This is a genomic window from Dokdonella soli (genome assembly GCF_039523175.1).
GTDB lineage: Bacteria > Pseudomonadota > Gammaproteobacteria > Xanthomonadales > Rhodanobacteraceae > Dokdonella_A > Dokdonella_A soli.
The window spans coordinates 165,431-191,438 of sequence record NZ_BAAAEU010000023.1 but is presented as its reverse complement, the minus strand read 5'-3'; the positions used below and the strand labels follow the sequence as shown (position 1 = coordinate 191,438).

11 protein-coding genes and 1 tRNA gene are annotated in these 26,008 nt (G+C 62.0%); 10 read left to right on the top strand and 2 right to left on the bottom strand.

Going from position 1 to position 26,008, the window contains the following annotated elements; genetic code table 11:
- Positions 1-102 precede the first annotated feature (102 nt).
- The 6 genes from ABD002_RS13935 (at position 103) to ABD002_RS13910 (ending at position 19,835) form a co-directional block, all read left to right on the top strand.
- Entirely contained in the window at positions 103-2,985 is a 2,883-nt protein-coding gene (locus ABD002_RS13935) for a DEAD/DEAH box helicase (protein ID WP_343792163.1), read from the top strand.
- Between the two features lie 21 nt (positions 2,986-3,006).
- Entirely contained in the window at positions 3,007-7,995 is a 4,989-nt protein-coding gene (locus ABD002_RS13930) for an Eco57I restriction-modification methylase domain-containing protein (protein WP_343792125.1), read from the top strand.
- 71 nt (positions 7,996-8,066) lie between these two features.
- Positions 8,067-9,095, top strand: a complete 1,029-nt coding sequence (locus ABD002_RS13925) for a phospholipase D family protein (protein WP_343792123.1) — start codon at positions 8,067-8,069, stop codon at positions 9,093-9,095.
- A gap of 102 nt (positions 9,096-9,197) precedes the next feature.
- Positions 9,198-11,093: a DUF262 domain-containing protein gene (locus tag ABD002_RS13920; protein WP_343792121.1), complete on the top strand. Its 1,896-nt coding sequence runs from the start codon at positions 9,198-9,200 to the stop codon at positions 11,091-11,093.
- 276 nt (positions 11,094-11,369) lie between these two features.
- On the top strand, positions 11,370-17,753 hold the full coding sequence (locus tag ABD002_RS13915; protein ID WP_343792118.1) for a DEAD/DEAH box helicase: 6,384 nt from the start codon (positions 11,370-11,372) through the stop codon (positions 17,751-17,753).
- Positions 17,754-17,759: 6 nt separating this feature from the next.
- Entirely contained in the window at positions 17,760-19,835 is a 2,076-nt protein-coding gene (locus ABD002_RS13910) for a UvrD-helicase domain-containing protein (protein WP_343792116.1), read from the top strand.
- A 245-nt stretch (positions 19,836-20,080) separates the two neighbouring features.
- On the opposite strand, the gene ABD002_RS13905 is transcribed toward ABD002_RS13910, so the two are convergent.
- Positions 20,081-20,157 (bottom strand) — tRNA-Met (locus ABD002_RS13905).
- Between the two features lie 584 nt (positions 20,158-20,741).
- On the opposite strand from ABD002_RS13905, the gene ABD002_RS13900 reads away from it, so the two are divergent.
- The 4 genes from ABD002_RS13900 to bfr all read left to right on the top strand — a co-directional run bounded on the left by ABD002_RS13900 (position 20,742) and on the right by bfr (position 23,666).
- Positions 20,742-21,926 (top strand): hypothetical protein, encoded by a 1,185-nt coding sequence (locus tag ABD002_RS13900; RefSeq protein ID WP_343792114.1) that lies wholly within the window; start codon positions 20,742-20,744, stop codon positions 21,924-21,926.
- A gap of 327 nt (positions 21,927-22,253) precedes the next feature.
- A complete protein-coding gene (locus tag ABD002_RS13895) occupies positions 22,254-22,784 on the top strand; it encodes an RNA pyrophosphohydrolase (RefSeq protein WP_343792112.1) in 531 nt (176 codons plus the stop codon).
- A 77-nt stretch (positions 22,785-22,861) separates the two neighbouring features.
- Positions 22,862-23,065, top strand: a complete 204-nt coding sequence (locus ABD002_RS13890) for a (2Fe-2S)-binding protein (protein WP_343792110.1) — start codon at positions 22,862-22,864, stop codon at positions 23,063-23,065.
- A gap of 130 nt (positions 23,066-23,195) precedes the next feature.
- A complete protein-coding gene (gene bfr / locus ABD002_RS13885) occupies positions 23,196-23,666 on the top strand; it encodes a bacterioferritin (RefSeq protein WP_343792108.1) in 471 nt (156 codons plus the stop codon).
- 1 nt (position 23,667) lies between these two features.
- On the opposite strand, the gene ABD002_RS13880 is transcribed toward bfr, so the two are convergent.
- Positions 23,668-25,995: an ATP-binding protein gene (locus ABD002_RS13880; protein WP_343792161.1), complete on the bottom strand. Its 2,328-nt coding sequence runs from the start codon at positions 25,993-25,995 to the stop codon at positions 23,668-23,670.
- Between the last annotated feature and the right edge of the window lie 13 nt (positions 25,996-26,008).

The window sequence follows — 26,008 nt, the reverse complement described above, 5'->3', positions numbered from 1 at the left end:
GCTAATGGCGTTGTCGACCGGGAGCGTGAGCGACAATTGAGCTGGCAACTCCAATTTCCGCGCGGGATGTGGCCAGCAAAAGGGGGAGTTGCATTGCAAGACATGGTGGCGCCCGGTGCACGGGTACTGATCCGCGATGAAGAATGGCTGGTGCGTCGCGTCGATCCCGCAAGCGATGGCGGCGAGCTCTTGCTGTGTGATGGCGTATCCGACCTCGTGCGCGGGCGCTCGGCGCAGTTCCTGACGCGCCTTGAAGGTCGTGTCGATGTTCTCGATCCGGCGCAGACGCGCCTGGTCGCGGACGACTCTAGTCACTTCAATGCCTCGATGCTCTACATCGAGAGCGTGCTGCGTCGGAACCTGCCCAACGACGATCGCATCCGCCTCGGCAATCGCGCGGTGATGAACCTCGTGCCGTATCAACTCGATCCGGCGCTGCAGGCGTTGCAGCAACCGCGGCAACGCATCCTGATCGCAGATGCCACGGGCCTGGGCAAAACGCTCGAAGCCGGCATCCTCGCCACCGAGTTGATCCAGCGCGGCCGCGGCAACCGCATCTTGGTCATCACCCTGAAAAGCATGCTGACCCAGTTCCAGAAGGAGTTCTGGAGCCGGTTCTCGATTCCGCTGGTGCGACTGGATTCCACGGGTCTGGCGGCGGTGCGCAATCGCATCCCGGCCAACCACAACCCGTTCAACCACTACGACCGTACGATCATCTCGATCGATACGCTCAAGAACAATCTGGAGTACCGCAACTACCTCGAAAACGCGTGGTGGGACATCATCATCATTGATGAATGCCACAACGTCGCCGCGCGGGCGCAAGAAAGCGGTCTGTCGCGGCGCGCGCGCCTCGCACGCCTGCTGTCGACGCGTTCGGACTCGCTGATCCTGCTATCGGCCACGCCGCACGACGGTTCGGCGCGCTCGTTCGCCTCGTTGATGAGCCTGCTCGATCCCACCGCCATCAGCGATCCGGACGACTACACGCCCGAGGACTTCCGCGACAAGGGTCTGGTCATCCGTCGCTTCAAGAAGGACATTTGTAGCCAGGTCGAAGGCGACTTCCGCGACCGCGTGACCCAGGTCTATCGCGCGCAGGCGAGCACCGCGGAAGAGGCGGCATTCAATGCGCTGCTCGATATTCCGTTCACGCAAGGCGGCAAGCGCCAAACCGGTCGTCAGCACGAATTGCAGCGCGTGGGCATGCAGAAAGGCTTGTTTTCCAGCCCCGCCGCGGCGTTGCAATCCGCCCGCAACCGCATCGCCACGCTGCAGAATCGCGACGCCCGTACCGATGACGAAGACGAGGAGATCGCCGCGCTGCAGTTCTTCGTGCAGGCCCTGGAGCGCATCACGCCGGCCGAGTTCAGCAAGTACCAACGCTTTGTGCAGTTGCTGCGTGATGTCGACTACGCCTGGTCACCCTCGAACGCAAACGATCGTCTGGTCGTGTTCTCCGAACGCATCGAAACCATCCACTGGTTGAGCGAGCATCTGCAGTCCGATCTCAAGCTCAAGACCGACCAGGTCGGCGTCCTGCATGGCGGCCTCACTGATACCGAGCAACAGGCGCTGGTGGAGCGCTTCGGCCGCAAAGAGGATCCGATTCGCGTGCTGTTGTGTTCGGACGTGGCCTCCGAAGGTCTCAACCTGCACTACTTCAGTCACCGGCTGGTGCACTTCGATCTGCCGTGGTCGTTGATGGTGTTCCAGCAGCGCAACGGTCGCATCGATCGCTACGGCCAGACTCATCAGCCGCTGATCACCTACTTGCTCACCGAAACCACCGTGGAGAAGATCCGCGGTGATCTGCGCATTCTTGAGGTGCTGCAGCAGAAGGACGATCGCGCGAATCGGGACCTTGGCGATCCCAGCGCATTTCTCAATCTCCACGATCCTGATCTGGAGGCGAAAAAGGTCGGCGAGCTGATGGCCGACGGCGTCAGCGCGATCCAGATCGAACACGACATGGAGCGGGCTGCAACGCAGGCGATCGAGGGCGAGGGCGACTGGCTGTTGCAGCTCTTCAACGGCGCCGATGCGAAAGCCGCGTCCAAACCAGATCCCCTCAGCCAGATCGCGCAGACCTCATCGCTGTTTCCGGATGACTTCGCGTTCGCCAAGACCGCGCTGGAAGAACTGGGTCGTGTCCACCCGATCGCCCAATGGACATCGGATGATGCCTCACGCACGTTGACCCTGACCGCACCGCTCGACTTGCAACAACGCCTGCACCAGATCCCGCGCGAGGCGCGCGACCCCAACGATCGCTATGTCCTCAGCGGTCAGATCCAGCGCGTGGCCGACGCGATCGAGAACGCGCGCCAAGCCAAGCGCGAGGAAGAAAGCTGGTCGACCGTCCACTACCTGTGGCCACAACATCCGATCAGCGAATGGTTGCGAGATCGTGTACTGACCCACTTTGGCCGCCACACCGCGCCGGTGCTGCAATCGAACGCGCTGGCCGACGACGAGCGCGCCATTGTGATGATGGGCCTGGTGCCCAACCGCAAGGGCCAACCGCTTCTGGTGGATTGGAAAGTAGCCGTTCTGCGCGGCAAGCAAGCCGTCGCGTTGGAACCCTTTGACGAGTTTTGCGAACGCATCGGCTTGCGAGCAGGGCGGCTGCCCAACCCGGCCAAAGCGATCGACACCGCGCCATTGCAGGTCGATCTGCGCGCCGCGGTTGCGACCATGCAGGCCCACATGCAGCAGCGCCAGCAGACATTCGCCGAGGAAATGACTACGCGCCTTCAAGAAACCCTGGCCAACCTCAAGCGCATGCAGGAGCGCCAGATCGAGCAGCTTGAGTTGCGCCTGGACAAACAGGGCGGCCTTGAGAACCTGCGCCAAGGCAAGCGCGCGCACCGCGTCGGCCAGATCCGCAAGGTTTTCGACGAGTACGAAATCTGGGTCCGCGACAGCCTGCAGACCGAGCCACACCCGCATATCCAGGTGCTCGCGGCCGTGTGCCGCTGAGCTCGGCAAGGACGCATCCCGATGGCAACAGACCACACCGCCCAGGTTTTCGTCGGCATCGCCAACGAAAACGAGTTCTATGGCCACCACTACCTGTCCGAGGTCTTCAAGGGCGATATCCGTGATCGCCTCAATGCTTGGCAGGCGAGCGAAGAGGCGGCCAAACAAGCCGGCGAATCTTGGCGCAGTCCGCAGCGCGTACTCGTCGGCATCGGTGGTCGCTGGTTCCGCGAACGCGAGAAATTGCGCCAATCGCGCGATGCCGCGACGTTCGCCAAGGACTTTGCCGAACTGCAAAAACCGCTGTTGCAAGCCTTCGGTTACACGCTCCAGCCCAGTGTGTTCACGCTGGTCGACAACGCGCCGATTCGTATCTGGCAGCGTCTCGGCCCCGCCGACCATGCGCCCCAGTTGCTGGTCGTTCCGGCGGCGATGCCCGGCCATCAGGATGACGACATTCTCGATCAGCCGATTGATCTGTCCGTCTATCCTGGCGATCCGCCCAAACAGGCGCGCAACGCTACCTGGGCCGATTGGCTGTCCGAGGCCGTCTTCGGCGCCGATCATCCACCGCGTTTCGTCCTGTTGGTGGGGCTGGACGATTGGCTGCTGGTCGACCGCTACAAGTGGCCGAACAACCGCGCGCTGCGCTTCAACTGGGCCGAGATTCTCGACCGCAAGGACACGCCCACGCTCGAAGCCGCCGCCGTGCTGCTGCACCGTGAAAGCCTTGCTCCCGACGACGGCGCAGTACTGCTCGATGGCCTCGACGAAAACGCGCACAAGCACGCCTTCGGCGTCAGCGAGGATCTGAAGTACGCAATCCGCGAAGCGATCGAGTTGATCGGCAACGAAGCCGCGCAACAACTGCGCGAGCTGGCCGAGGACCAGAAACTCTCGGTGTTCAAGGGCCGCAAAGAGCTCGACGCCGAACAGCTCAGCCTGGAATGCCTGCGCCTGATGTACCGGCTGCTATTCGTGTTCTATATCGAGGCGCGGCCGGAGCTCGGCTACGTGCCGATTCAGAAGAGCGAAACCTACCTCAAGGGCTACAGCCTCGAATCGCTGCGCGAGCTGGAACAAGTTCCGCTCAACACCCCGCAGGCGCGTGATGGTTTTTACTTCGACGCCAGCCTGAAACGCCTGTTCCGCCTGATCCACGAAGGCAGTGGCGATGCGATCAAGCAATCCCTGCGCGGTCACGCTGCCAACGTGCGCGATGCCTTTGCGCTGGCTCCGCTCGACAGCCGCCTGTTCGATCCGGCCGCCACACCGCTATTGAATCGTTTGGCGTTCCCCAACCACGTCTGGCAAACCGTCATCCGCCAGATGTCGCTCACCCGCGGCAAGGGTCGCCAGCGCCGCGGTCGTGTCAGCTACCAGCTGCTGTCGATCAACCAGCTTGGTGCGGTCTACGAGGCGCTGCTGTCCTACCGCGGCTTCTTCGCCAAGGAGGATCTGTTCGAGGTGCAGCCCGCGCCGAAGAAGGCCAAGGCAATCAATGAGGACGATGACGGCGACGAGGGCGCCGACGACGAGGCCAGCAGCGGCAGCAGCACCGACATGATGGACAGCGCCTGGTTCGTCCCTGGAAGTCGCCTTGCCGACTACAAGGACAACGAGCGCGTCGCCGACAAGGATGAAAACGGCCACCAGAAACTGCGCTGCTATCCCAAGGGTAGTTTTATCTACCGCCTTGCCGGGCGTGACCGTCAAAAGAGCGCCAGCTACTACACCCCGCAAGTGCTCACCCAGTGTCTGGTCAAGTACGCGCTGAAAGAACTGCTGGTTGGCAAGAATGCCGACGACATTCTGCAACTCACCGTGGTCGAGCCGGCCATGGGCAGCGCCGCGTTCTTGAACGAAGCGGTTAATCAGCTCGCCGAAAAATACCTGGAGCTGAAACAGGCCGAGACCGGCAAGCGCATCGCCCACGATCTGTATCCGCGCGAGCTGCAGAAAACCCGCATGTACCTCGCCGATCGCAACGTTTACGGCGTCGATCTCAACCCCATCGCCGTCGAGCTGGCCGAAGTCTCGCTCTGGCTCAATGCCATCTTTGGCGATGATGTGGATGAGCAAGGTCAACCGCGCGCCGCGCGCGTGCCGTGGTTCGGCTATCAGCTATTCGATGGCAACAGCCTCATCGGTGCGCGCAACGAGGTTTACGACGCCAGCCGCTTGAAGAAGGGCGTAAAACCGCAATGGCATGAGGAGGCGCCACGTCGCCTCGATCCGCAACAGCCGGATCGCAAGCCCAGCGAGGTCTATCACTTTCTGCTGCCCGATCCCGGCATGTCCAGCTACACCGACAAGGTCGCCAAGAGCCTCTACCCGGAAGATTTTGAGCGCTTCAAGCAATGGCGCAAGACCTTCTGCAAACCGCTCGAATCCCACGAGATTGGTCGTCTGCAACAACTCAGCGCCAAGGTCGATGAACTCTGGGCCGAACACGCGCGCATCCTCGCCCGCGACCGCGCCGCCACCGAAGATCCGCTCAGCGTTTGGCCGCAGCCGGATGTTGATGCGGCGGTTACCAGCCGCGCCGACAAGGAAGAAACACGCAAGCGCGGTCTGTTCAATCAGGATGGCGATGAAGCCACTCCCTACCGCCGCCTGAAACTGGTGATGGATTACTGGTGCGCGCTGTGGTTCTGGCCGATCCAGCAAAGTGCGTCGCTACCCGAGCGCGAGCTATGGTGGATGGAAATCGGTGCGATCCTTGAAGGCAATATCGTCGATCTCGCACCGCAGTCCACATTGGATCTACACGCCACCGCCGCACCACAACTGCTGGCACCCAAACCGCAAGGCGATCTGGTCGGCTTCGAATCGCAACTCGAACTCACCGCGCAACCCGCGCAAGCCACTCTGCATGATCGCTTTGGCCGCCTGCGCATCACCAAGCTGCGTGAAGTATTCCCGCGCATCAGCAACGTCGAGGCCATCGCCAAGCAACGTCGCTTTATGCACTGGGAGCTGACCTTTGCTGATGTCTTCCGCCAACGCGGCGGCTTCGACCTGATCCTCGGTAATCCACCATGGCTGAAAGTGGAGTGGAACGAATCCGGCGTGCTCGGCGAAGCCAACCCGCTGTTCGCCATCCGCAAGTTCAGCGCCAGCGAACTGATGAAACTTCGCGCCGACGCCTTCGAGCGTTTTCCGAACCTGAAAGCCGATTGGACGGCCGAACTGGAAGAGGCCGAAGGTACGCAGAATGTGCTCAATGCGGTGCAGAACTATCCGCTGCTGCAGGGAAGCAAGGCCAACTTGTACAAGTGCTTTATGCCATTGGCGTGGCGGCTGGCGGGGCAGAGTGGGGTGACCGGCCTGCTGCATCCGGAGGGGCCGTATGACGATCCGAATGCAGGGAGTCTGCGTGAGGCGCTGTATGTGCGGTTGCGCTCGCACTTTCAGTTCACAAACGAGATCCTTTTGTTCGCTGAGGTCGATAACCACACGAGGTACAGCGTCAATATCTACGCTGCTGTGCAATCTTCGCCACGATTCGATCAGGTCGCCAACCTGTTTACGCCGGCTACCGTGGACGTCTGCTACCTACACGATGGCAGTGGTCCCGTGGGCGGCTACAAGAACGCCGAGGGCAAATGGAATACTGCTGGTCACCGCGACCGAATCGTCCGCGTGGACGATGCCGCGCTGGCCATCTTCGCTCGGCTCTACGACGCACCCGGCACGCCGCCGCGTCGCGCGCGCCTACCCGCCCTGCATGCCAGCACCTTGAACAGCGTTCTGCGTAAACTAGCCGACTACCCGCGCCGCCTCAGTGATCTAGGCACAGATCTATATTCCACGCAGATGTGGAACGAGACCATCGATCAGAAGACCGGCACCATTGTCCGTCGCGCGCCAGGCGACAACACGTTCCCTGCCGATCCGTCCGATTGGGTGCTGTCCGGCCCACACTTCTTCCTCGCCAACCCATATAACAAAAACCCATATCGGAGTTGTGGATCCAACAAAGCCTACGACACGCTCGATCTGGAAACCCTGCCCGACGCCTACCTGCCGCGCAGCAACTACCACCCCATGTCCGATCGCGCTGAATACCTGCGCCGCGTGCCGCGCGTGAGCTGGGTTGAGCCGGGTGAAGATGCGCCGAAACCGGTGACGGATTACCACCGGCTTGTGCATCGGCGTCGCCTTGCGCAATCAAGCGAGCACACCTTGATACCGGCGTTGTTGCCGCCGGGTTCGGCCATCGTGAATACCTGTGTTGCAACAAATTTTCACGACGCAAATGTGTTGCTCAGTTCCGTCGCGCTACTCAGCGCGCTCTCGTCCGATTTTTTTATCAAGACGACAGGACGCGGTGATCTCTATGGTGAAGGGCTTTCACAGTTCCCGCTTATCGGTTTGACTGCGGAAGTTGCATCGCGAACTGCGAGCCTCAACTGCCTCACCACCCATTACGCTGACCTTTGGGAACAGGTCTACGATCTCGCCTTTACCGATCAGCGCTGGAGCCAACCCGACAACCCACGCCTGCCGCAGGATTTCTTCGCCCACCTCACCAGCGATTGGCATCGCGACTGCGCGCTGCGCACCGACTATGCCCGCCGCATGGCCTTGGTCGAAATCGATGTGCTGGTCGCCCAAGCGCTCGGCCTCACGCTCGACGAACTGCTGCTGATCTATCGCGTGCAGTTCCCGGTGATGCAAGGCTACGAGCGCGATACCTGGTACGACATCCACGGCCGCATCGTCTTCACCAATAACGGCAATGGGCTCCCTGGCGTCGGCCTGCCGCGAAAGGGCGCGCGCAAGGAACCCGCCACCGTCATCACGTATCCCGATGGCAAAGTGCAACGCGGCAACCACGGCTGGGACGACATCAAGGACGCCCACGCCGGCACCGTCATCGAACAAACCGTCACCGACGACACCCTCCCCAACGGCCCCCACCAGAAAACCCGCCGCTACGAAGCCCCCTTCGCCCTCGCCAACCGGGAGGACAACTACCGTACTGCGTGGGGTTTCTTTCAGTAGCAAGCACCGTGATGGCCCGGGCAGGACGGGAGTTCCCCCGCAAGACCTTCGACCCTTCTAGGACGTGAACAATGAAAGTTCTGACGCGGGCAAAGGAAATCCGGAATGCGCTGCACGAGCTGCAGCCTTCCCGTATCGCGGTCGCTTACGTGGGTTCTGGCTGGGAGCAGTACGTATCCGCAGAGCGCCTGAAGGAAATCGTGGTTTCGCCCACACTTGGCTCCAACCCCTATGCGATCGAAGAAATGATGCGCAAAGACAAGCTCGGGCACGAGAATGTCTACTTCCTCGACAACCTACATTCCAAGATTTATCTCGGCGCGCGTGCCGCCTTGGTCGGCAGTTGCAACCTGTCCAACAACGGCATGGGCGACGGTGGCCTGTTCGAAATGGCGACCTTGCTGACGGACCAGGAAATCCGAACGCAACTTGCGATGCAGATCGAACGCTACAAAGCGGCGGCGCGGACGTTGTATCCGACGCGGCAGAAGAAGCTTGCCCGCCTTCGGGAACTGAAGGAGCAGTGCGACAAGGCTCAATGGTTCGGATTCGTGAGTGCTGGGAGCAAGATCCCATCAGTCCAACAGTACGAGAGCAAGCTCGATCGGATCCATATTGTCTGGTGCGGTTCGCACGTGGACGAATACAGCCAGGCGCATATTCGCAGCGCCGTACCAGCGATCCGGGAAGTCGGCCCCGACGACTATTTTTCGTACACGTTGCAGTTTCTTGAGGAAGACGACGTACGGCCACACGATTGGATCTTGTGCTGGCGTTGCAATGATGATGGGTCGCCTCGAAAGGGAGGCGATGTCAGCTGGTTTTACGTCCATCACGTTGTTTCGAATGGCTTCGACACCGACGACTACCCAAAGCTCGCAGGGCAGGCGAGCCCAAAGTTCCTGAAGTGTCCCGCGCCTCCGTTTACTTTGGATCCGTCCACCAAGGCGTTGATCCGCAGCACGCTGGGGTCCTGCGGATTCCCTGAATTGCTCTCGTTCGATGACTCCCTTTGGCGGCTCGGACCGGCGGATGCAGTCACGCATGCGTTCATCGATGCATTGAAGAATGCGAATCGCGCGGAGCGGAACGCCAGGTGACCGACATGCCACTCGTGCAGTCGGTCGCCATCAAGGTCAATCATCCACTGGGCCAAGGGCCCCGATGCTGCGAACCAGCCACGTTCAATCAAGGGGATTTTAATGCGTTCCGATACATGGACTGTCCGGCAGATCTTTCAGGATCGGCGGCAATACTGCGTACCGTTCTACCAACGCGCCTATGTCTGGAACCAGATCGAACAGTGGGAGCCGCTGTGGCAAGACATCAAAATCAAGGCACAGGCAAGATTGGACGGCGGTACCGTCACCCCACACTTCCTTGGCGCGGTGGTCGTGGAACCGCAGTCCCGCATCGGCCTCCGTGGGGTCGACGCCTTCCACATCATTGATGGACAACAGCGGCTGACGACGCTGCAGTACGTCCTCACCGCGCTGCTCATAGCGTTTCGAGAGATTGGCGTGCAGGGACTGGATGTCACTCTCGATCAGTGCCTGGAGAATGGAAATCCGGACACCATGAACCAGCCCGAGATCGAGCGGTACAAGGTCTGGCCGACGTTCAGAGACCGGACGCACTACGAGTCAACGATGGCCGCGCGGGCGCTGCGTGACCTCAAGGACGGTTTCTCTTCGAACTTCACCCGGACTGGCGATCTGCGCCGCATCGGCATGGTGCATCCGCCTTCTTTGGCTGCCATCTGGTTTTTCGCTGGCGAGTTCATCGCCTACATCGAGAAGTCTGAAGCAAGTAAGGACGCCGCCGCCGAAGCGCTTGCCATGGCGGTTCTGCAAGACCTCAAATTGGTGTTGATCAGCCTCGAGGCCGACGACGATGCGCAGGTGATTTTCGAGACGATGAATGGCCGGGGGGCCACGCTGCACGCCACCGATCTGATTCGGAACTTCATCTTCATGCGCGCCGACCGCGACGGTGCGGACGCCCAGGCTCTGTACGACGGTCGCTGGACGCAGTTCGAGAGCAATGTGTGGTCGACCCGGGAGCGCCGAGGGCGGCTTCTCAAGCCCAAGTTGGAATGGCTGATCTATACCGCGCTTCAGGCCGAGACCCACACGGAAGTGGACCTGCCGCGGCTGTACGCGGACTACAAGGCCTACGCCCTCAACGGTGGACAACCACGCACCGCCGAGGCGCAGCTGCTCACGTTGGATCGATATGCGGTGCACTACACGGCGCTGACCACTGGGCAAGGTTCGCTGCCTGTGGCGCGATTCGGGCGCCGAATTGCGGCCTACGAAACCACCACCATACACTCGCTGGCCCTGCTGATTTCGGCCTCGCCGCTCTCTGATCAGGACAAGGCGCACATGTTTAATGAACTGGTGTCCTACATCGTGCGCCGGGCCGTGTGTGGGTTGACGCCGAAGAACTATAACAACGCCTTCATGGCGATGATTCGGCACTTGGCCAAGAACGGCACGACCTCAGAAGCGTTGCGCGCTCACATGGCGTCATCGTCGAGTGATATTTCGCGCTGGCCAACCAATGCGGAGTTCAAGAACGCCTGCAAGACAGCGCCGCTGTATTACGGGCGGCTTGATGCGCCCAAGATGCGGCAACTTCTGACAGAGCTCGAAGGCGAGCTGCGTGCTCACAACCGTTCCGAAGAACCCGAAATTCCGAATCTGGCCAACCTGGACATTGATCACATCATGCCAAGGTCCTGGTATACGCACTGGCCGCTGGCTGATGGCACAGCAGTCACAAGTGCGGAGGCTTCTCATGCCTTGCTGGCCGAGCGCAATGGATTGCCCACGACGGCCGCCCAAGAACAAATCCGCGAGCGAGAGCTGTCGATTCCGACGCTTGGGAACCTTACGCTGCTCAATCTCAGCGTCAATCGGGAGGCGCAGCACCGGGAGTTTCAGGTCAAGCGCGATTTGCTGATCCGCAACACCAATCTAAGCCTTAACGTCCAGCTGCTAGATCGTCCCGCTTGGGATATTAAGGAGATTGCGGCTCAAGGCGACCGTCTGGCTGACGCTGCCGCCAGACTCTATCCCGGTCCTCCAGAGTAGGAACCAAGCTGGATAGGGAATTTGTCATCTGGCGACGATGGTCATGCGGATGGCCCCGTCGGGCTTCCGCCGCCTTTCGTCGCGCCGCCGGAATTTGGATGCAGGCAGCGGAATGGCGGCTTTGATCACGCATATTTGCGGAGCGGGGAAAGGACATGCGATCGTTCATCACCATGGGGTATGTCTGCCGGATCATCGCGTGGCCCAACGGGCGGGCTCGTGCACGTGCCTTTGGCATGAATCCGCACAGTTGCGCCAGTGGATTGGGCACCTAACGTGCTTCCCTCCATTCTGGCCAACGAAATCCGCGACGCCACGCGCCGGTTTCTGATCGCAGCCTACGAGGCTTCTGACGGTTACTTCCACGGCATCGTGCAGCGCTTCGTCGAAGGCAATAGCGGCGTTGGCAAGGGGCCGTATCTGCAGATCGGTCTGCCGTTTCGCACAGGTAGCCGGGGGCGAAATTTCTTCCCGGGTTTCGAGGTGGAACATCCCGGATTTGTACACCAGGAACTGGCGTGGCAGCGTTTGGCCAGTGATCGGGAAGGTGCAAACACCTTGGTGGCGACAGGGACCGGTAGCGGCAAGACCGAGTGTTTCCTGTATCCGCTGCTGGACCATTGCGTGCGTGCGCGCAAGGACGGGCAGGTACACGGCATCAAGGCTCTGGTCATCTATCCAATGAATGCATTGGCGTCCGATCAAGCGAGGCGTTTTGCCGAAGTCATCGATCGTACGCCAGCGTTCCATGGGCTGCGGGTGGGCATGTATGTCGGTGGTGGAGGCGGCCGGCCTGGCAGTGGGACGGTCATGACACCGACCGAGGTCATCACCGATCGCGATGCGATGCGCAAAGCACCGCCGGACATTTTGCTGACCAATTACAAGATGCTGGACTACCTGCTGATCCGGCCCAAGGATCGCAAGTTGTGGGCACACAATGAACCTGACGTACTGCGTTACGTCGTGGTCGACGAGTTGCACACCTTCGATGGTGCGCAAGGTACCGATCTATCCTTGTTGTTGCGTCGCCTGCGTGCTCGGCTGAGAACGCCGGATGGGCACCTGATCTATGCCGGTACGTCCGCCACGCTCGGTGACGTGGACACTGCGCCGTTACGAGACTATGCCCGGCAGATTTTCGCTGCGGAGTTTCCGCCAGAGTCGGTGGTGGCCGAAACGCGTGACACGGTGGCGCAGTTCCTGGGCGAGGAGCCCATCGAGTTCGTCCTGCAAGCGCGACCCGACATCAACGAGGTACTGGATCCAGCGCGGTACGCGACGCCCGAAACCGCGGTTGCTGCCTGGTTCGAAGTTTTTTTCCCCGAACAACCCATACCCGAAAACGTTGGCGACTGGGCTTGGCGTGGCCGGTTGGGTTTGCTGCTCAAGAAGCATTTGCTGTTCCAGAATCTGTTGCGCTTCCTCAAGGGAGGGATCGGCACCTGGGCAACATTGCAGGAGCAGATGGCTGCGCCGATGCCCGAAGTGGCTCGCCCGTATGCCGGACGCGTGTTGGAAGCACTGGTGGGTTTGGTGGCATGGGCGCGCGACCCGGCGTCAACCGCACGACCGTTGGTGACGGTTCGCGTGCAGTTGTGGATGCGTGAATTGCGGCGTCTGGTGGCCAGCATCGAATCGGAGCCTGATGAGGCCCAGTTGCATTCAGCGGCCGATCTGCGTGTCGATGCGGGACAGGTTTTTCTGCCGTTGGTGCAGTGCTCTGAATGTCGCACGACCGGTTGGCTGGCACGTCTGCCGGCAGGAACGCTGCGGCTGGATGTCGATCTGGAGACGATCTACAACGCGTGGTTTCGCTCCTCACCGGATGTGGCGCGGCTGTATCCCCGCGACGGGGTCGAGCGTACCGAAAGTGACGCGCGAGCGATGCAGCTTTGCGGTCATTGCGGTGCCCTGCAGGATGCCCCCGCTCCCTGCGCTACCTGCGCTCACCCGACCCTGGTGCAGGTGTGGCACATGCTTGAGCAGCGGCAGAGTGTCCGCGGTGGAATGACGCTGAACTGGCACGAAAAGGCGTGTCCGGCGTGTGCATCAAAAGACCGACTGCTGCTGATCGGTGCGCGCAACGCCACGCTGGGCGCGCAGTTGATCGAGCAGAGTTGGGCAACTCCCTACAACGACGACAAGAAACTGATCGCCTTTTCCGATTCGGTGCAGGACGCCGCGCATCGAGCGGGTTTCTTCGGCAGTCGCACCTACCTCAACAATGTGCGCATGGCGATGACGCGGGTTCTGGATTCTGTCGCCGCACCCGTGGTTGGCTGGAACGAATATCTGGCCCGATTGCCTGAGCATTTTCTGGATTCGCAATCTGCCGATGCCATGTCGGCTGAAACGTTTGTAACAGAGTTCATCGGCCCGAACATGACCTGGCAGCACGACTGGACTCGGCTGCAGGAGACCGGCAGAGCGCCTGATGATGGTCGTCTGCTTGAGCGCGTTCGCAAACGCCTGGGTTGGCAGGCGGTGGCCGAGTTCACCTATCTGAGTCGGCGGGGACGAACCCTGGATCGTCTCGGAGTGGCCACCCTGGGTCCTCCAGCCGATGCGCTGGATGGAGTCGCCGAGCGATTGGTGCGCGTGCTCGCCGAGCAGTTTGGTTTGCGTGATATCGCCGCCAACGATGTGCTGCAGTGGTTGTGGGGATTCGTTCTTCGACTGCGACAGCGCGGCGCGATCAGCCATCCGGAAATGGACGGTTACTTCCAGGACGGCGGTCTCTACAGTTTCATCTCGCTGCGCGCACGCGAGCACTGGTTGCCGCCGATGACCACGTTCGGACCGCATCCGGTGATGTTGAGTCTGGGTAAACATCGTGATTTTGATCGCATCGTGCAGGGTGGCCGAAGGACCTGGTTCGAGGATTGGCTCCGCGTCACGTTGGGCAGAGGCCAATTGGTGCCACCCAAGGCCGAACAGGATATCTACCTTGCAGCTGTTGCCCCACTGATTGACGAAGGTGTTCTGATTGCATGCGATGGCCATGCGGGGCAGGCAGTCGCTCTCAATGCCGAAAGGTTGGTGCTGGACACGCGCGTGGTTCAGCTGAGTACCCATGGTGGAAAGCGAACGCTGTCGGTGACCGCTGACCTCGCCGAGCGCTTGCTGGGCATGCCTTGCCTCGATGCGATGCAGGCACGTTATGAGCGGCATGGTGCACCCGCAGACGCTCATTCATGGATCGCAAGACGCTTCCACGAGGGGGATATTCGCCGCGTGATTTCCGCCGAGCACACGGGGTTGCTCAAGCGCGACGAACGCGAAGCGCTGGAGGTGCGTTTCAAAGCCAAGCCCGAGGCAAGCAAGCCCTGGTTCGAGAACCTCTTGTCGGCCACGCCAACGTTGGAGATGGGCGTCGATATCGGCAGCCTGTCGTCCGTGCTGCTGTGTTCTGTCCCACCCTCCCAGGCGAGCTATTTGCAGCGGATCGGCCGTGCTGGGCGCCGCGATGGCAACGCCATGGTGGTGACCTTGGCCGATGGCGCCAGTCCGCACGATTTGTACTTCTACGAACAACCCCTTGAGATGATGGCCGGTCGGGTGGATCCACCTGGCGTGTTTCTCCAGGCGGCTGAAGTGTTGCGCCGGCAATTGTTCGCGTTCTGCATTGACGCCTGGGTGGCCAGTGGGATTCCTGATAGCGCGTTTCCCGACAGGACCAGCGTCGTTCTGGACGCGATCGACAAGCAGGATCTGGCGCGCTTCCCCTACAACATGCTGGCGTTTATTCAGCAGCACGAAGCCGGCTTGCTGGAGCGTTTCTTTGCATTGCTCGGCAATGATCTGCATTCCCGGGTAGAGGTGCGCCTGCGTGAATACATGCACGGGCAAGGAGATCAGGATGGCCTTCGTGTCGGGCTGCTCAAGGTGCTCGAAGAGCTGTCCAAGGAGCGAGGGGCCCACAAGCGTCGTGCCGAGGAAACCAAGAAACGAATAACGGCCATCAAGGCTCAGCCTCAGGACGAGGCCACGCGCAACCTGGTTGCCGAGCTGTCGCGTGAACGCGACAAGGCGCTGGAGCTGTCGCGCGAGATCGGTGGCAGGGAGCTTCTGGGCACGCTTACCGATGCCGGGTTGATTCCGAACTACGCCTTTCCGGAGGCCGGAATCGAGCTGAAATCGATGCTGTGGCGCAAGCGTGGTGAAGGTGAGGACGGAACAGGGGCGTACGTCACCCTGCCGACTGAACGCTACGAACGGCCGGCATCTTCGGCGCTTTCGGAATTTGCGCCCGAGAGCCGGTTCTATGCCAATCGCCGCCGTGTCGAGATCGACCAGATCAACATGCAGCTGGCCAAGGCCGAACAATGGCGGCTGTGCCCGAGTTGTCACCATGTCGAGAGCATCGAGCTGACTGGCGACGCGCATCCGGCGTGTCCGCGCTGTGGCGATGCCATGTGGACGAACGTGTCGCAGAAACGCACGTTGCTGCGCTTTCGCCAGGCGATGGCGAATGCAAACGATGCCAAGTCGCGGATCGATGACAGCAGTGAGGACCGGGAGCCTCGATTCTTCGTGCGTCAGTTGCTGGTCGATTTCGAGCCATCGGATGTGGAAATCGCCTGGAAGCTCGCATCCGAAGCGGTGCCCTTCGGTTTCGAGTTCATCAACCGCGCCTCGTTTCGCGACATCAATTTCGGCGAGCGCGGGCGCAATGGCGAATCGTTTCGCATAGCCGATCGGGAGGCGGTGCGACCTGGGTTCAAGCTGTGCCGACACTGTGGAATGGTGCAAACGCCGCCCCGCCGTCGCCGTGACCAGGAGAACGTTCCCGCACAGAAGCACGCGCGTGACTGTGTGTCATTTGGTGGTGACGACCCTGCCAGTATTCTCGATTGTCTGTATTTGTATCGGGAGTTTTCCTCCGAGGCGTTGCGCATTCTTGTCCCAAACATTGGCTCGGCGCTGAACGAAGTGGTGTTGCAATCGTTCATGGCGGCCTTGCAGTTCGGCTTGAAGCAGCGCTTCGGCGGCAAGGTTGATCACCTGCGAATCACGCCACAAGAGGAGCCGGGCCGTGACGGATCGCCGCGGCGTCAGTACGTGCTGCTTTACGATTCGGTGCCGGGTGGTACGGGATACCTGCACCAATTGCTGAGTCAGGAGGCGCAGACGCTGGGTGAAGTGTTGACGTTGGCCCATGCGGCCATTCAGTCGTGTACCTGCCAAGCCGATCCGGAAAAAGACGGCTGCTACCGCTGCGTCTATCAGTACCGGCAGGGCCGCGCGATGGCCCAAGTGTCGCGGAAAACGGCTTTGGAGATTTTGGGCGGACTGGTCGGCGCTTTGGACAAGCTGGAGCGCATCAAGTCGATCTCCGAGATCTTCATCAATCCGCAGTTTGATTCAATCCTTGAATCACGCTTTGTCGAAAGCCTGCGGCGATTGGGTGGAGCGCAGGGTGATACTGCCACGCGTCGATTGCCGACCGTTCGTGTGCTGCAGGAGGTGGTGAAAGGCAAGTCGGGCTACTTGTTGGAGGTGGCCGGTGAGCGCTACTGGATTCGGCCGCAAGTGGATCTGGGTGCTGAGCAGGGTGTGGCGACCAACTGTCGACCGGACTTCCTGATCGAGCCAGTGCGATCGACGGCGATCCGGCGCCCCATTGCCGTATTTGCGGACGGCTGGGCCTATCACCGTCACAGTTTGCGCGACGATGCACGCAAGCGGTCGGCATTGGTGGCCAGTGGCAAATACTGGGTCTGGTCCGTGACGTGGGATGACGTCGAAGCTGCATTGGTGGCATCGACCGCGACGAATCTCGATCTGACCGAAGGCCACCTGGGGCTGGGAGCCGAAGAGCCGCCTGTTGCGCAGGTGGCCAGTCAAATTGGGGTTCCCGCCACCTGGCATGAAGAGAACGCCGTGGCCGGGCTGCTGCGCTGGCTCGCGATGCCCATGGGAATCAATGCGGACGATCAAAGTCTCACGCGTCGGCAGCGCGAGGCGGCTGTAATCGCGTTCCGCATGGTGGGGCGCCCCGGCGGCGCTGAGCAAACGCGGGCGACAAAGGTGCTGGAAGCAGTTTCTTCCTCACTGCCTGATGGCTGCAGCGATGCCGTGATGTCCGCACCAGCGATTTCGCACAACGCCGACGGGGCGGTTGTGGCTTGCTATGCCTGGCCGCGAGGGTTTGCTGATGGGACTTTCGAGTCGGGATTTGGCGCTGTGCACCTCTCGCCATCGCGAGCGCAGTCTGAGGATGAGCTCAAGCGTGGATGGCGCGAGTGGCTGGCGTTGTACAACGAGATGCAGGTGTTGCCCAGCATGTGGATGCTCGAGGACGAGGGCGTCGCTCATGGCGACTACAGTGCTTTGGTGGGGAGCGCCGCTGCCGCATCTGCGGGTCCGGATCCGTGGGCCGATGTCATGGCTGGGGCTCTGGCGGAGATGTGCGAGGGGCTGGTCTTCTTGCGTGATGGTGGACATTCCATGCCGGATCACTTCGGCTATGAGCTGGCATCCCCGCAAGGGGAGGTCATCGCAGAAGCCGAGCTGGTATGGGATTCAGCGCGCGTGGTTGTCTTGGTCGAGCATCAGGAGGATCAGCGCGCCGCTTGGGAAGCGGCCGGGTGGCGAGTGGTGCTGGCTGATGATGAGGCGTGGATCTCTCGCGTCGCGGAAATGATCAAGGAGTAAGGCGCAATGACTGTAGCCCCACGCGTGGCCCTGTCTCAAGATTTCCTGCTGCGACTGGCGAAGTTGCCTTCGGCTGTCCATGCCCGTGTGGTCAGGTGGGCGTTGAAATTCCAACAGGACCCTACATCCTCAGGCATCAATTACGAAACGATCAAGGCGGCACGTGATCCCAATCTGCGCTCAGTGCGCATCGATCAGGATTGGCGGGGTATCGTGTTCAAGCCGAGTTTGGGCGACCTTTACATCCTGCTGCATGTAGATCATCACGATGAGGCGTACCGTTGGGCCGAGCGCCGCAAGATGGCGGTCAACCCTGTTACCGGTGCCTTGCAGATCATCAGTCTGGAGGCCGTCGAGTCGCCTGAAACGGTCGCGGATGTTCCGCAGACGGGAGTTCAACGTGCTGGACCGATACCGCCTTCGGTCGCGCCATTGTTTGCGACCGTGTCGGATGAAGCCTTGATCCAACTGGGCACTCCGCCTGAGCTCATTCCACTGGTTCGGCGCATAGGTGTCGAAAGCGAACTCGACGCGATCCAGACCCAGTTGCCAGTTGAGGCTTATGAAGGGCTGTTCCTCGTCGCCGCTGGCGATACCGTCTCGCAGGTACTATCCGAACGCGAGACGCGGGTAGATCGTCAGGTTGATCCCACAGACTTCACCGCCGCGCTTGAGACAGCCGAGAGCCAATCGCGCTTTGTCGTGGTCAGCAGCGATGCGGAGATGACCGCGATCTTGAACGCGCCGCTGGCCCAGTGGCGTGTGTTCCTGCATCCCCTCCAACGCAAGCTCGCGGCTGGCGATCGCAGCGGGCCCGTTCGCATCCTCGGCGGCGCAGGTACCGGCAAGACGGTTCTGGCTTTGCATCGAGCCAAATGGCTGGCCAAGAATCGGGCAGGTGACGGACAGAAAGTCCTGTTCACGACCTTCACGCGGAATCTTGCGGTGGACGTTGAGCAAAATCTGAAATCGTTGTTCCTGGATGATCCGGATGTGAACAAGGTTGAGGTCTGCAACCTCGACCGCTGGGTATACGGCTATCTGCGCAAGCACAACTATCCTCAGCGCATCATTTATGGTCGTGACGAAGGCGCATGGGGCAGATCCATGCAGCTTGCGGACGCCGCGCTCGACCTCGATGAGGCGTTTTACGTTGAGGAGTGGGAGCGTGTGGTGGCTGCGCAGGGGGTCCAGTCCCTGGACGACTATCGCAAGATCAGCCGCGTTGGTCGCAAATCAATCCTCACCCGCTCCAAGCGGGACATGGTCTGGCCGGTGTTCGAGGAGTATCGCGGACAGCTCAGTTCGCGTGGTCTCAAGGATGTTGATGACGCCTATCGCGATGCCGCTGACCTGCTGTCGCAAGCCGGCCGCGATCCGCTTTACGCCGCAATCGTAGTTGACGAAACCCAGGATTTTGGCCCGCAGGCGTTGCGGTTGATCCGCGCAATGGTTCCGTCGGGAGAGAACGATCTGTTCTTCGTGGGCGATGGCCACCAGCGAATCTATGCCAAGCATCATGCGGTGCTCGGGCGTTGCGGTATCGACATCCGTGGGCGATCGCGCAAACTGTATTTGAACTACCGCACTACCGACGAGATTCGCAAGGTCGCTGTAGCATTGCTGGAGGGGCGTGACATCGACGATCTGGACGGCGGCAGTGACGACAATCGACGGTACAAGTCCCTGTCGCATGGTCCGGTTCCCGAAGTTATCGACGCGGCGGATCCCGGGATTGGCATGTCAACGATTGTGGATCGAGTCGCCGCTTGGGTGGCCGTTGACGGAAAGGAGCGACCACCTTCGGTTTGTGTGATGGCGCGAAGCAAGGCCGAGCGCGACGAGATCGCGCGGCGCTTAGCCACATGCAGTGTGGCGACCAGCGTTATCGAACCCGACACCGTCGATTCTGCGAGCTCCATCGCGGTGCGTGTGGCCACCATGCATCGCGCCAAGGGCTTGGAGTTCGATCGCGTGGCTGTGTTCGCGCCCGGCATGCTGGACGATCAGTACGGTGATGCAGCTCAGTTGGTGTATGTCGCACTCACTCGTGCAAAAGCCGTTGCGATGATGGTGCGTTAGTCACCGGACCGCAGGGCGCTTGCGGACCGGAGATTCGCAGAAATTCGGCGTCACTGCGGTAGTCGGTGGCACACAGTGCCAGGGTCAATGGGGTGTCTTGCTCGATCTTGTGACGCTCGAACATGTCACAAAACCTGCCACAAACATGCCACAGAGCGCTTTTGAAGATCGTAACTTCTCCGGCGTGATCGCCGTCATCTAGGCGTAACGCGTTGAAGATGCGCGAGGTTCTTTGATCAAAAAGATGGTGGCTATGGGTGGACTCGAACCACCGACCCCAGCATTATGAGTGCTGTGCTCTAACCGGCTGAGCTACATAGCCATGGGGCCGCATAGTCTAAAGGCTTGTCGCAGCGCGGTAAACCGGCAACTGCCGTGAAACCGGTGCTCAGCGACGTTCCTAACAGCCTCCCATTCCTCGGATCAATTCACCCCGCAACAGCCGCTCGGCAACGTTGGCGCGTGAGTTTCCGAGCCGTCTCATCGGAAACGGGAATGAATGCCGCAGGCAAACCTCGATGTCGGGGCGGACGTCTTGGCGCCTTCGAACCATGCGAGTCATCGGAAAATCGCCTGAAGATACGGGTGCCGGGCGCTGGAACGACGGTCTGGCAACGGCGCCAAGAGCACGATGCAGCGACGCACAACAAAAGGTCAGATCGCCACTTTTGCAACTGTACGTTATTGCAGCTTTTGCAGGCCGTTGCGCCGGGCTAGCCTAACGCCGCGGGTCCGTACCCGCCGCAGTCAACGAGAAGACCCCGCTCGCGAATTGTTGTCGGCGCCGCCGGCTGCTCCGGGCAGGCGTGCGTCCGCTGCCGTTGCCACGTTCCTTGTATTGCCATCCGCTGTGTCGACTCGCAACCCTGTGGGACGCCGCCCGCCGCACGATGAGGGCGTCGCCCCTTGTATGTCATCCACGCCAACACTGGAGGATTCACCATGAAAGGGGCACCTCGTCTTGCGTTCGGTCTGGTCTTTGCGGTGATGTCGGGCACGCCTTTGGGAGTGCGCGTGGCGTGGGCCGAAGAAGCTTTGGCGGTCTGCACGCCGCCGACAACCGTTGCGGCGACGCCGCAGGAAACGGCGTGGCGGCTCTTCGTCGCGGCGACCTGCCCGGTCAATGCGGACAAGTATCCCTATGTCACCTGGCAGAACTGGATTGAGCAGAACCAGCTCTACGGGACTGGCGCGACCCAGGCCCTGGCCGCAGGCGAGCGGCCGCGTTTCCATATGAGCCCACTGGCCGCAATGCTGAGGGCCCAGGCCAAGATGCATGCGCACGAGAAGAGTAAGGGGGCCGCTTCCGAAACCGCCGCACCCGAGGTCGCCAATCAGAACTGCAACTCCGACACGTGGAGCAAGCGCACGATCTGCGAAGAGGCGCGCCTCAACGCCGACGCGCAGCATTACGTTGCCTCCAACGGGTTGAACACGCGTCCCGGACAGATCGCTTTCATCACGGCGGGCAACAGCTTCGTCTTTCCGCCCCCCGCGGTCGAATTGAAGGCCGACTGGATCCAGCTCACGAGCTGCAACAACCTTCCGCAAGGTGTTCATGTCGAAAAGATCGGCAGCGTCTGCTATGCGCTGGGCGGCATCCACCTCATCTCCAAGCTGATCGACAAATGGATCTGGGCCACCTTCGAGCCGCAGAACACCACGACCAACTCGCAGCGCTGCAAGGTGCTGGGCTGCAATGATCCCTGGGGCTCCAGCCCGGCGACCAGCAGCGGCGCGCCGACCAAGCAGACGCCCGCCCTGGCCGCGCTGATGCAGCAGGCCAAGCTCGCGCCGGAGTGGTCGAACTACCGTCTCGACGGCGTGCAGACCGACTTCCTCGACGCCAAGGGCCAGCCGACCCGGCTGGGCAACTCCATCATCGAGGGCGACAACGCCGGCAATCCGCAGGCCATGACGCGCTCCTCGTGCATCAGCTGCCACAACCTGTCCACGATCAACCCGCAGGGCCAGGAGCTCAATCCGGCCTTCATCATCGGCGCTCCACAGCCGCCTCCCGCCGGCTATGTGCTGCGCGACTTTGCCTGGTCGCTGACGCTGGCTCTGCCGCAGCCGCCGGCGAACCCATAACCTTCCGCCGCCCTGATGGCGCATGCCGGGCTCGCCCGGTATGCGCTGTCCGGCAAGGCCAGTTTGGGTTTGCCCGCATCGCGCCAGCGCATGCCGTCACGCTGGGTCCGTCTTGCCTTCTAGCAGACTGAATCTCTTTTCGACCGGTACGCGGTCGGCGGAGTACCGCGCTCCGACCTGAACGGCATGGCCAAGCGCATCCGGGCGGTCCGATGGAGGCGTGCGTGGCGGGGTGTCGGTGCGGCAGGCCTGAATCGGACGTCTGCCTTGCCGCATACGCGAGCCGTGTGGAAGAATTCGGCCTATGTACGTTATCGGCCATCAGCCATGATCGACCCCGATGGCTACCGACCCAACGTCGGCATCATCCTGCTCAACGCGGACGGCCACGTGTTCTGGGCGCGCCGCGTCGGCCGCGACGGCTGGCAGTTTCCGCAGGGCGGCATGCGCAGTGACGAGACCCCGGTCGAGGCGATGTACCGCGAGCTGGAGGAGGAAACCGGCCTGCAGCCGCAGCATGTCGATGTGCTCGGCGCGACGCCGGGCTGGCTGCGCTACCGCCTGCCGCCGCGGCTGGTGCGCCGGCACGAGCGGCCGGTCTGCATCGGCCAGAAGCAGGTCTGGTTCCTGCTGCGCCTGGTCGGGGACGAATCCGCATTCCGACTGGACGCGAACGAGCATCCGGAATTCGATCTCTGGCGCTGGGTCGACTTCTGGTACCCGGCCGCGCATGTCGTGAACTTCAAGCGTCGCGTCTACGAACAGGCCCTGCGCCATCTGGTCGGGTTGGCCGAGAACAGCTGCAGCGTGTGCCTGCGCGAACAGCGCTGGGAGTCCAGCCTGGCTGCCGCAACCTGAATGACGCGATGCGGCTTCCTAGTTGACAATCATTCGCATTTGCATTTGAATGGCGCATCCGTTCCTGGGTGCCAGCCATGTACGTCTGCGTCTGCAATGCCGTCACTGACCGCACGATCCGCGAAGCCGCCGGCACCGGCGTGCACACGTTCGCGGAACTGAGCCGTCGCACGGGTTGCGCCGACTGTTGCGGCAGTTGCGAGGATCTCGCGCGCGAGATCTTCGACGACGCGCTGCGCAGCCGCGTGCTCGACCTGCCGCAGTTCGCCGCCGCCGCCTGATCCGCCTGTACCCGGCTGTCGATCGCACGCGCGAATGCGTGCGATTTTCGTTCCCTCGTTGTCCTGATGCGCGCGCTATAGTCGGCGCCCGCGCCGCCATGCGCGGCCGCATCCACTCCGGAGACTCGCGATGAAGGGCAATCCGAAGATCATCGGGCACCTCAACAAGGCGCTGTTCAACGAGCTCACCGCGATCAACCAGTATTTCCTGCATTCGCGGATGTACCGGAATTGGGGCTACAAGGAACTCGCGGAGCACGAGTACAAGGAATCGATCGACGAGATGAAGCACGCCGATCGCCTGATCGAGCGCATCCTGTTCCTCGACGGCCTGCCGAACCTGCAGGCGCTCGGCAAGCTGCTGATCGGCGAGTCGCCGAAGGAAGTCCTGGCCTGCGATCTCAAGCTCGAGATGCTCGCGGTGCCGGATCTGAAGGCGGCGATCGCCGAATGCGAGAAGCTCGGCGACTATGTCAGCCGCGAGCTGTTCGCGGACATCCTCGAATCCGAGGAAGAGCATATCGACTGGCTGGAGACGCAGCTCGCGCTGATCGGGCAGCTGGGCGAAGTCGCGTATCTGCAGACCAAAGTCGAGAGCTGAATCAACCCGCCTCGTCGATCAGCGCGCGCAGACACTCGGCGACGCGCCGGTACTCGCTGGCGATCAGGTCGACAGTTTCCTGCGCCGGAATCGGCCGTGCGCCGCGCAAGCTCTCCTCGAGACCACGCGCCAGTTCGGTGAGCGCGACCGCGCCGAGGTTCGCACTGCTCGATTTCAGCATGTGCGCGTGGGTGATCAGGCTCGCGCGGTCGTCACGGGCCGCGGCTTGCCCGAGCGCTGCGATCCGGGGCGGTGTCTCGTCGAGGTAGATCCGCACCAGCAGCGCGAAATCCGTGCCCATCAGCTCGCGCAGCTCGCGCACCGTGTCAGCATCCAGTACCACCGAGTTCGCGGAATTCCGGTCCGCGTGCGCGTCGACATCGTGCGGACCGAGCGTTGCGACGACGTGTGCAGGCATGGTCGCGGGCGCATTGACGTCATTCGACGCGGGCATGTGTCCGGCGTCGTCGGCCGCGGGCGTCAGCCAGCGCGTCAGCATCTGCTCGACGTTCCTGCGGCTCAGCGGTTTCGACAGATAGTCGTCCATGCCGCTGGCCAGGCATCTCGCGCGGTCGCCAGGCATGGCGTTCGCGGTCATCGCGATGATCGGCGTCGCCGGAAGGCCCTGCTCGTGTTCGATGCTGCGCCGGGTCTGCGCGGCCGCATAGCCGTCCATCACCGGCATCTGGCAATCCATCAGCACGAGGTCATAGCGCGTGCTGCGCATCCGCTCCAGCGCCTCGCCGCCGTGTGCGGCGACTTCGGCGTCGATGCCGTGCAGGGCCAGCATGCGCTGCGCGACCTTGAGATTGACCGCGTTGTCCTCGACCAGCAGCACACGGCCGAGCAGCCGCGGCGGCGACTCCGGTTGCGTGACGGCGGCGTCGTTCGGCGCCGGCACCTCCGTGGCATCGTCGGCAAACAGGTGATCGAGCGCGGCGCGTAGCTGCGGTTCGCCGAACGCGCGCGGCAACATGCGGATACGCGGCACGCCGGCGAACTCGCCGGGTTTGTCAGCAGCGTCACCGAACAGGACCACGCGCATCTGCGCCAGTGCGGTGTCCTTGAGCAGGTTGCGCACGAACGCGCCCGCATTTGCCGGCAGGCTCGCCATGTCCAGCGCGAGCAGCGTGAAATGGGATCGCATGAACGTCCCGCTGCTGCTCGAACGCAGCTTGGTCAAGGCATCGGCCATGTTCATCGCCGCTGTCGTGCGCAGGCCGAAAGTCGACAACACCTCGCGCAGGCGGTGCCCGAAGCGATCCTCACTGCCGACCAGCAACGCGCGCGCACCGTGCAGGTCCGCCTGCGCGGGCAGATCGCCTACGACCTTCGCGAGCGGCACGCAGAACCAGAACAGCGAACCTCCGTCCGCCTCGGAGCGCACGCCGATGCTGCCACCCATCAGGTCGACCAGGCGCTTGCAGATGACCAGGCCGAGCCCGGTGCCGCCGAAAGCGCGCGTGATCGAGGCGTCGCCCTGCGAAAACGGCTGGAACAGTTTCGCCGCGGCGTCGGGCGCGACGCCGATGCCGGTGTCGCGCACCGCGAACAGGATCTCGTGATGGCTCGGTGTTTCCCCATGCCGGCTCACCCGGATGCCGACGCTGCCGCGCTCGGTGAATTTGATCGCGTTGCTGACCAGGTTCGTCAGCACCTGGCGCAGGCGCACCGGATCGCCGCGCACGGCGAGTCGCACGTTCGGTTCGATGACGACGTCGAGCCGCAACCCCTTGGCCTCGGCATTGCGCCGCATCAGCTGGGCGACCGCGTCGACGACCTCGCGCAGATTGAGGCTGATGCTCTCCAGTTCGAGCTTGCCGACATCGAGCTTGGAGTAGTCGAGGATGTCATCGACGATGCGCAGCATTTCCTGCGCCGAACGGTAGGCGGTATCGAGATGGTCGCGCTGCTCCGCTTCCAGCGGCGTCGACAGCACGAGTTCGAGCAGCGGCAGCACGCCATTCAGCGGCGTACGGATCTCGTGGCTGACCGTGGCGAGGAATTCATCCTTCGCGAGCATCGCCGCCTCGGTCGCCTGCTTGGCCCGCAACAGTTCGCCCTGCGCCGTGCGCAGTGTCTCCAGTTGATCGAGCAGGTCGTCCTCGGGCGCAGTCGGCGCAGCAATCGGTGTTGCATCGGCACGGCTTCCGGCTGCCTTTGGCGCGCGCGTGCGCAGTGCGTGCAGGATCGCACCTGCGGCCACCAGCAGCAGCACGATCGACGCGATCCGGTAGCCCGGCCGCGCCCACCACGGTGCGATCACGCCGGCGGCCACGACCAGGGCCACGCCGAGCAGGGCGGATACCGTGCGATCGGGCGTGGTCATATTCACGCGGATG

Excerpts from the sequence above, each read along its gene's own strand:
- ABD002_RS13935 (WP_343792163.1), top strand. The coding sequence starts at position 103 with ATGGTGGCGCCCGGTGCACGGGTACTGATCCGCGATGAAGAATGGCTG.
- ABD002_RS13930 (WP_343792125.1), top strand. The coding sequence starts at position 3,007 with ATGGCAACAGACCACACCGCCCAGGTTTTCGTCGGCATCGCCAACGAA.
- ABD002_RS13925 (WP_343792123.1), top strand. The coding sequence starts at position 8,067 with ATGAAAGTTCTGACGCGGGCAAAGGAAATCCGGAATGCGCTGCACGAG.
- ABD002_RS13920 (WP_343792121.1), top strand. The coding sequence starts at position 9,198 with ATGCGTTCCGATACATGGACTGTCCGGCAGATCTTTCAGGATCGGCGG.
- ABD002_RS13910 (WP_343792116.1), top strand. The coding sequence starts at position 17,760 with ATGACTGTAGCCCCACGCGTGGCCCTGTCTCAAGATTTCCTGCTGCGA.
- ABD002_RS13895 (WP_343792112.1), top strand. The coding sequence starts at position 22,254 with ATGATCGACCCCGATGGCTACCGACCCAACGTCGGCATCATCCTGCTC.
- ABD002_RS13890 (WP_343792110.1), top strand. The coding sequence starts at position 22,862 with ATGTACGTCTGCGTCTGCAATGCCGTCACTGACCGCACGATCCGCGAA.
- bfr (WP_343792108.1), top strand. The coding sequence starts at position 23,196 with ATGAAGGGCAATCCGAAGATCATCGGGCACCTCAACAAGGCGCTGTTC.
- ABD002_RS13880 (WP_343792161.1), bottom strand. The coding sequence starts at position 25,995 with ATGACCACGCCCGATCGCACGGTATCCGCCCTGCTCGGCGTGGCCCTG.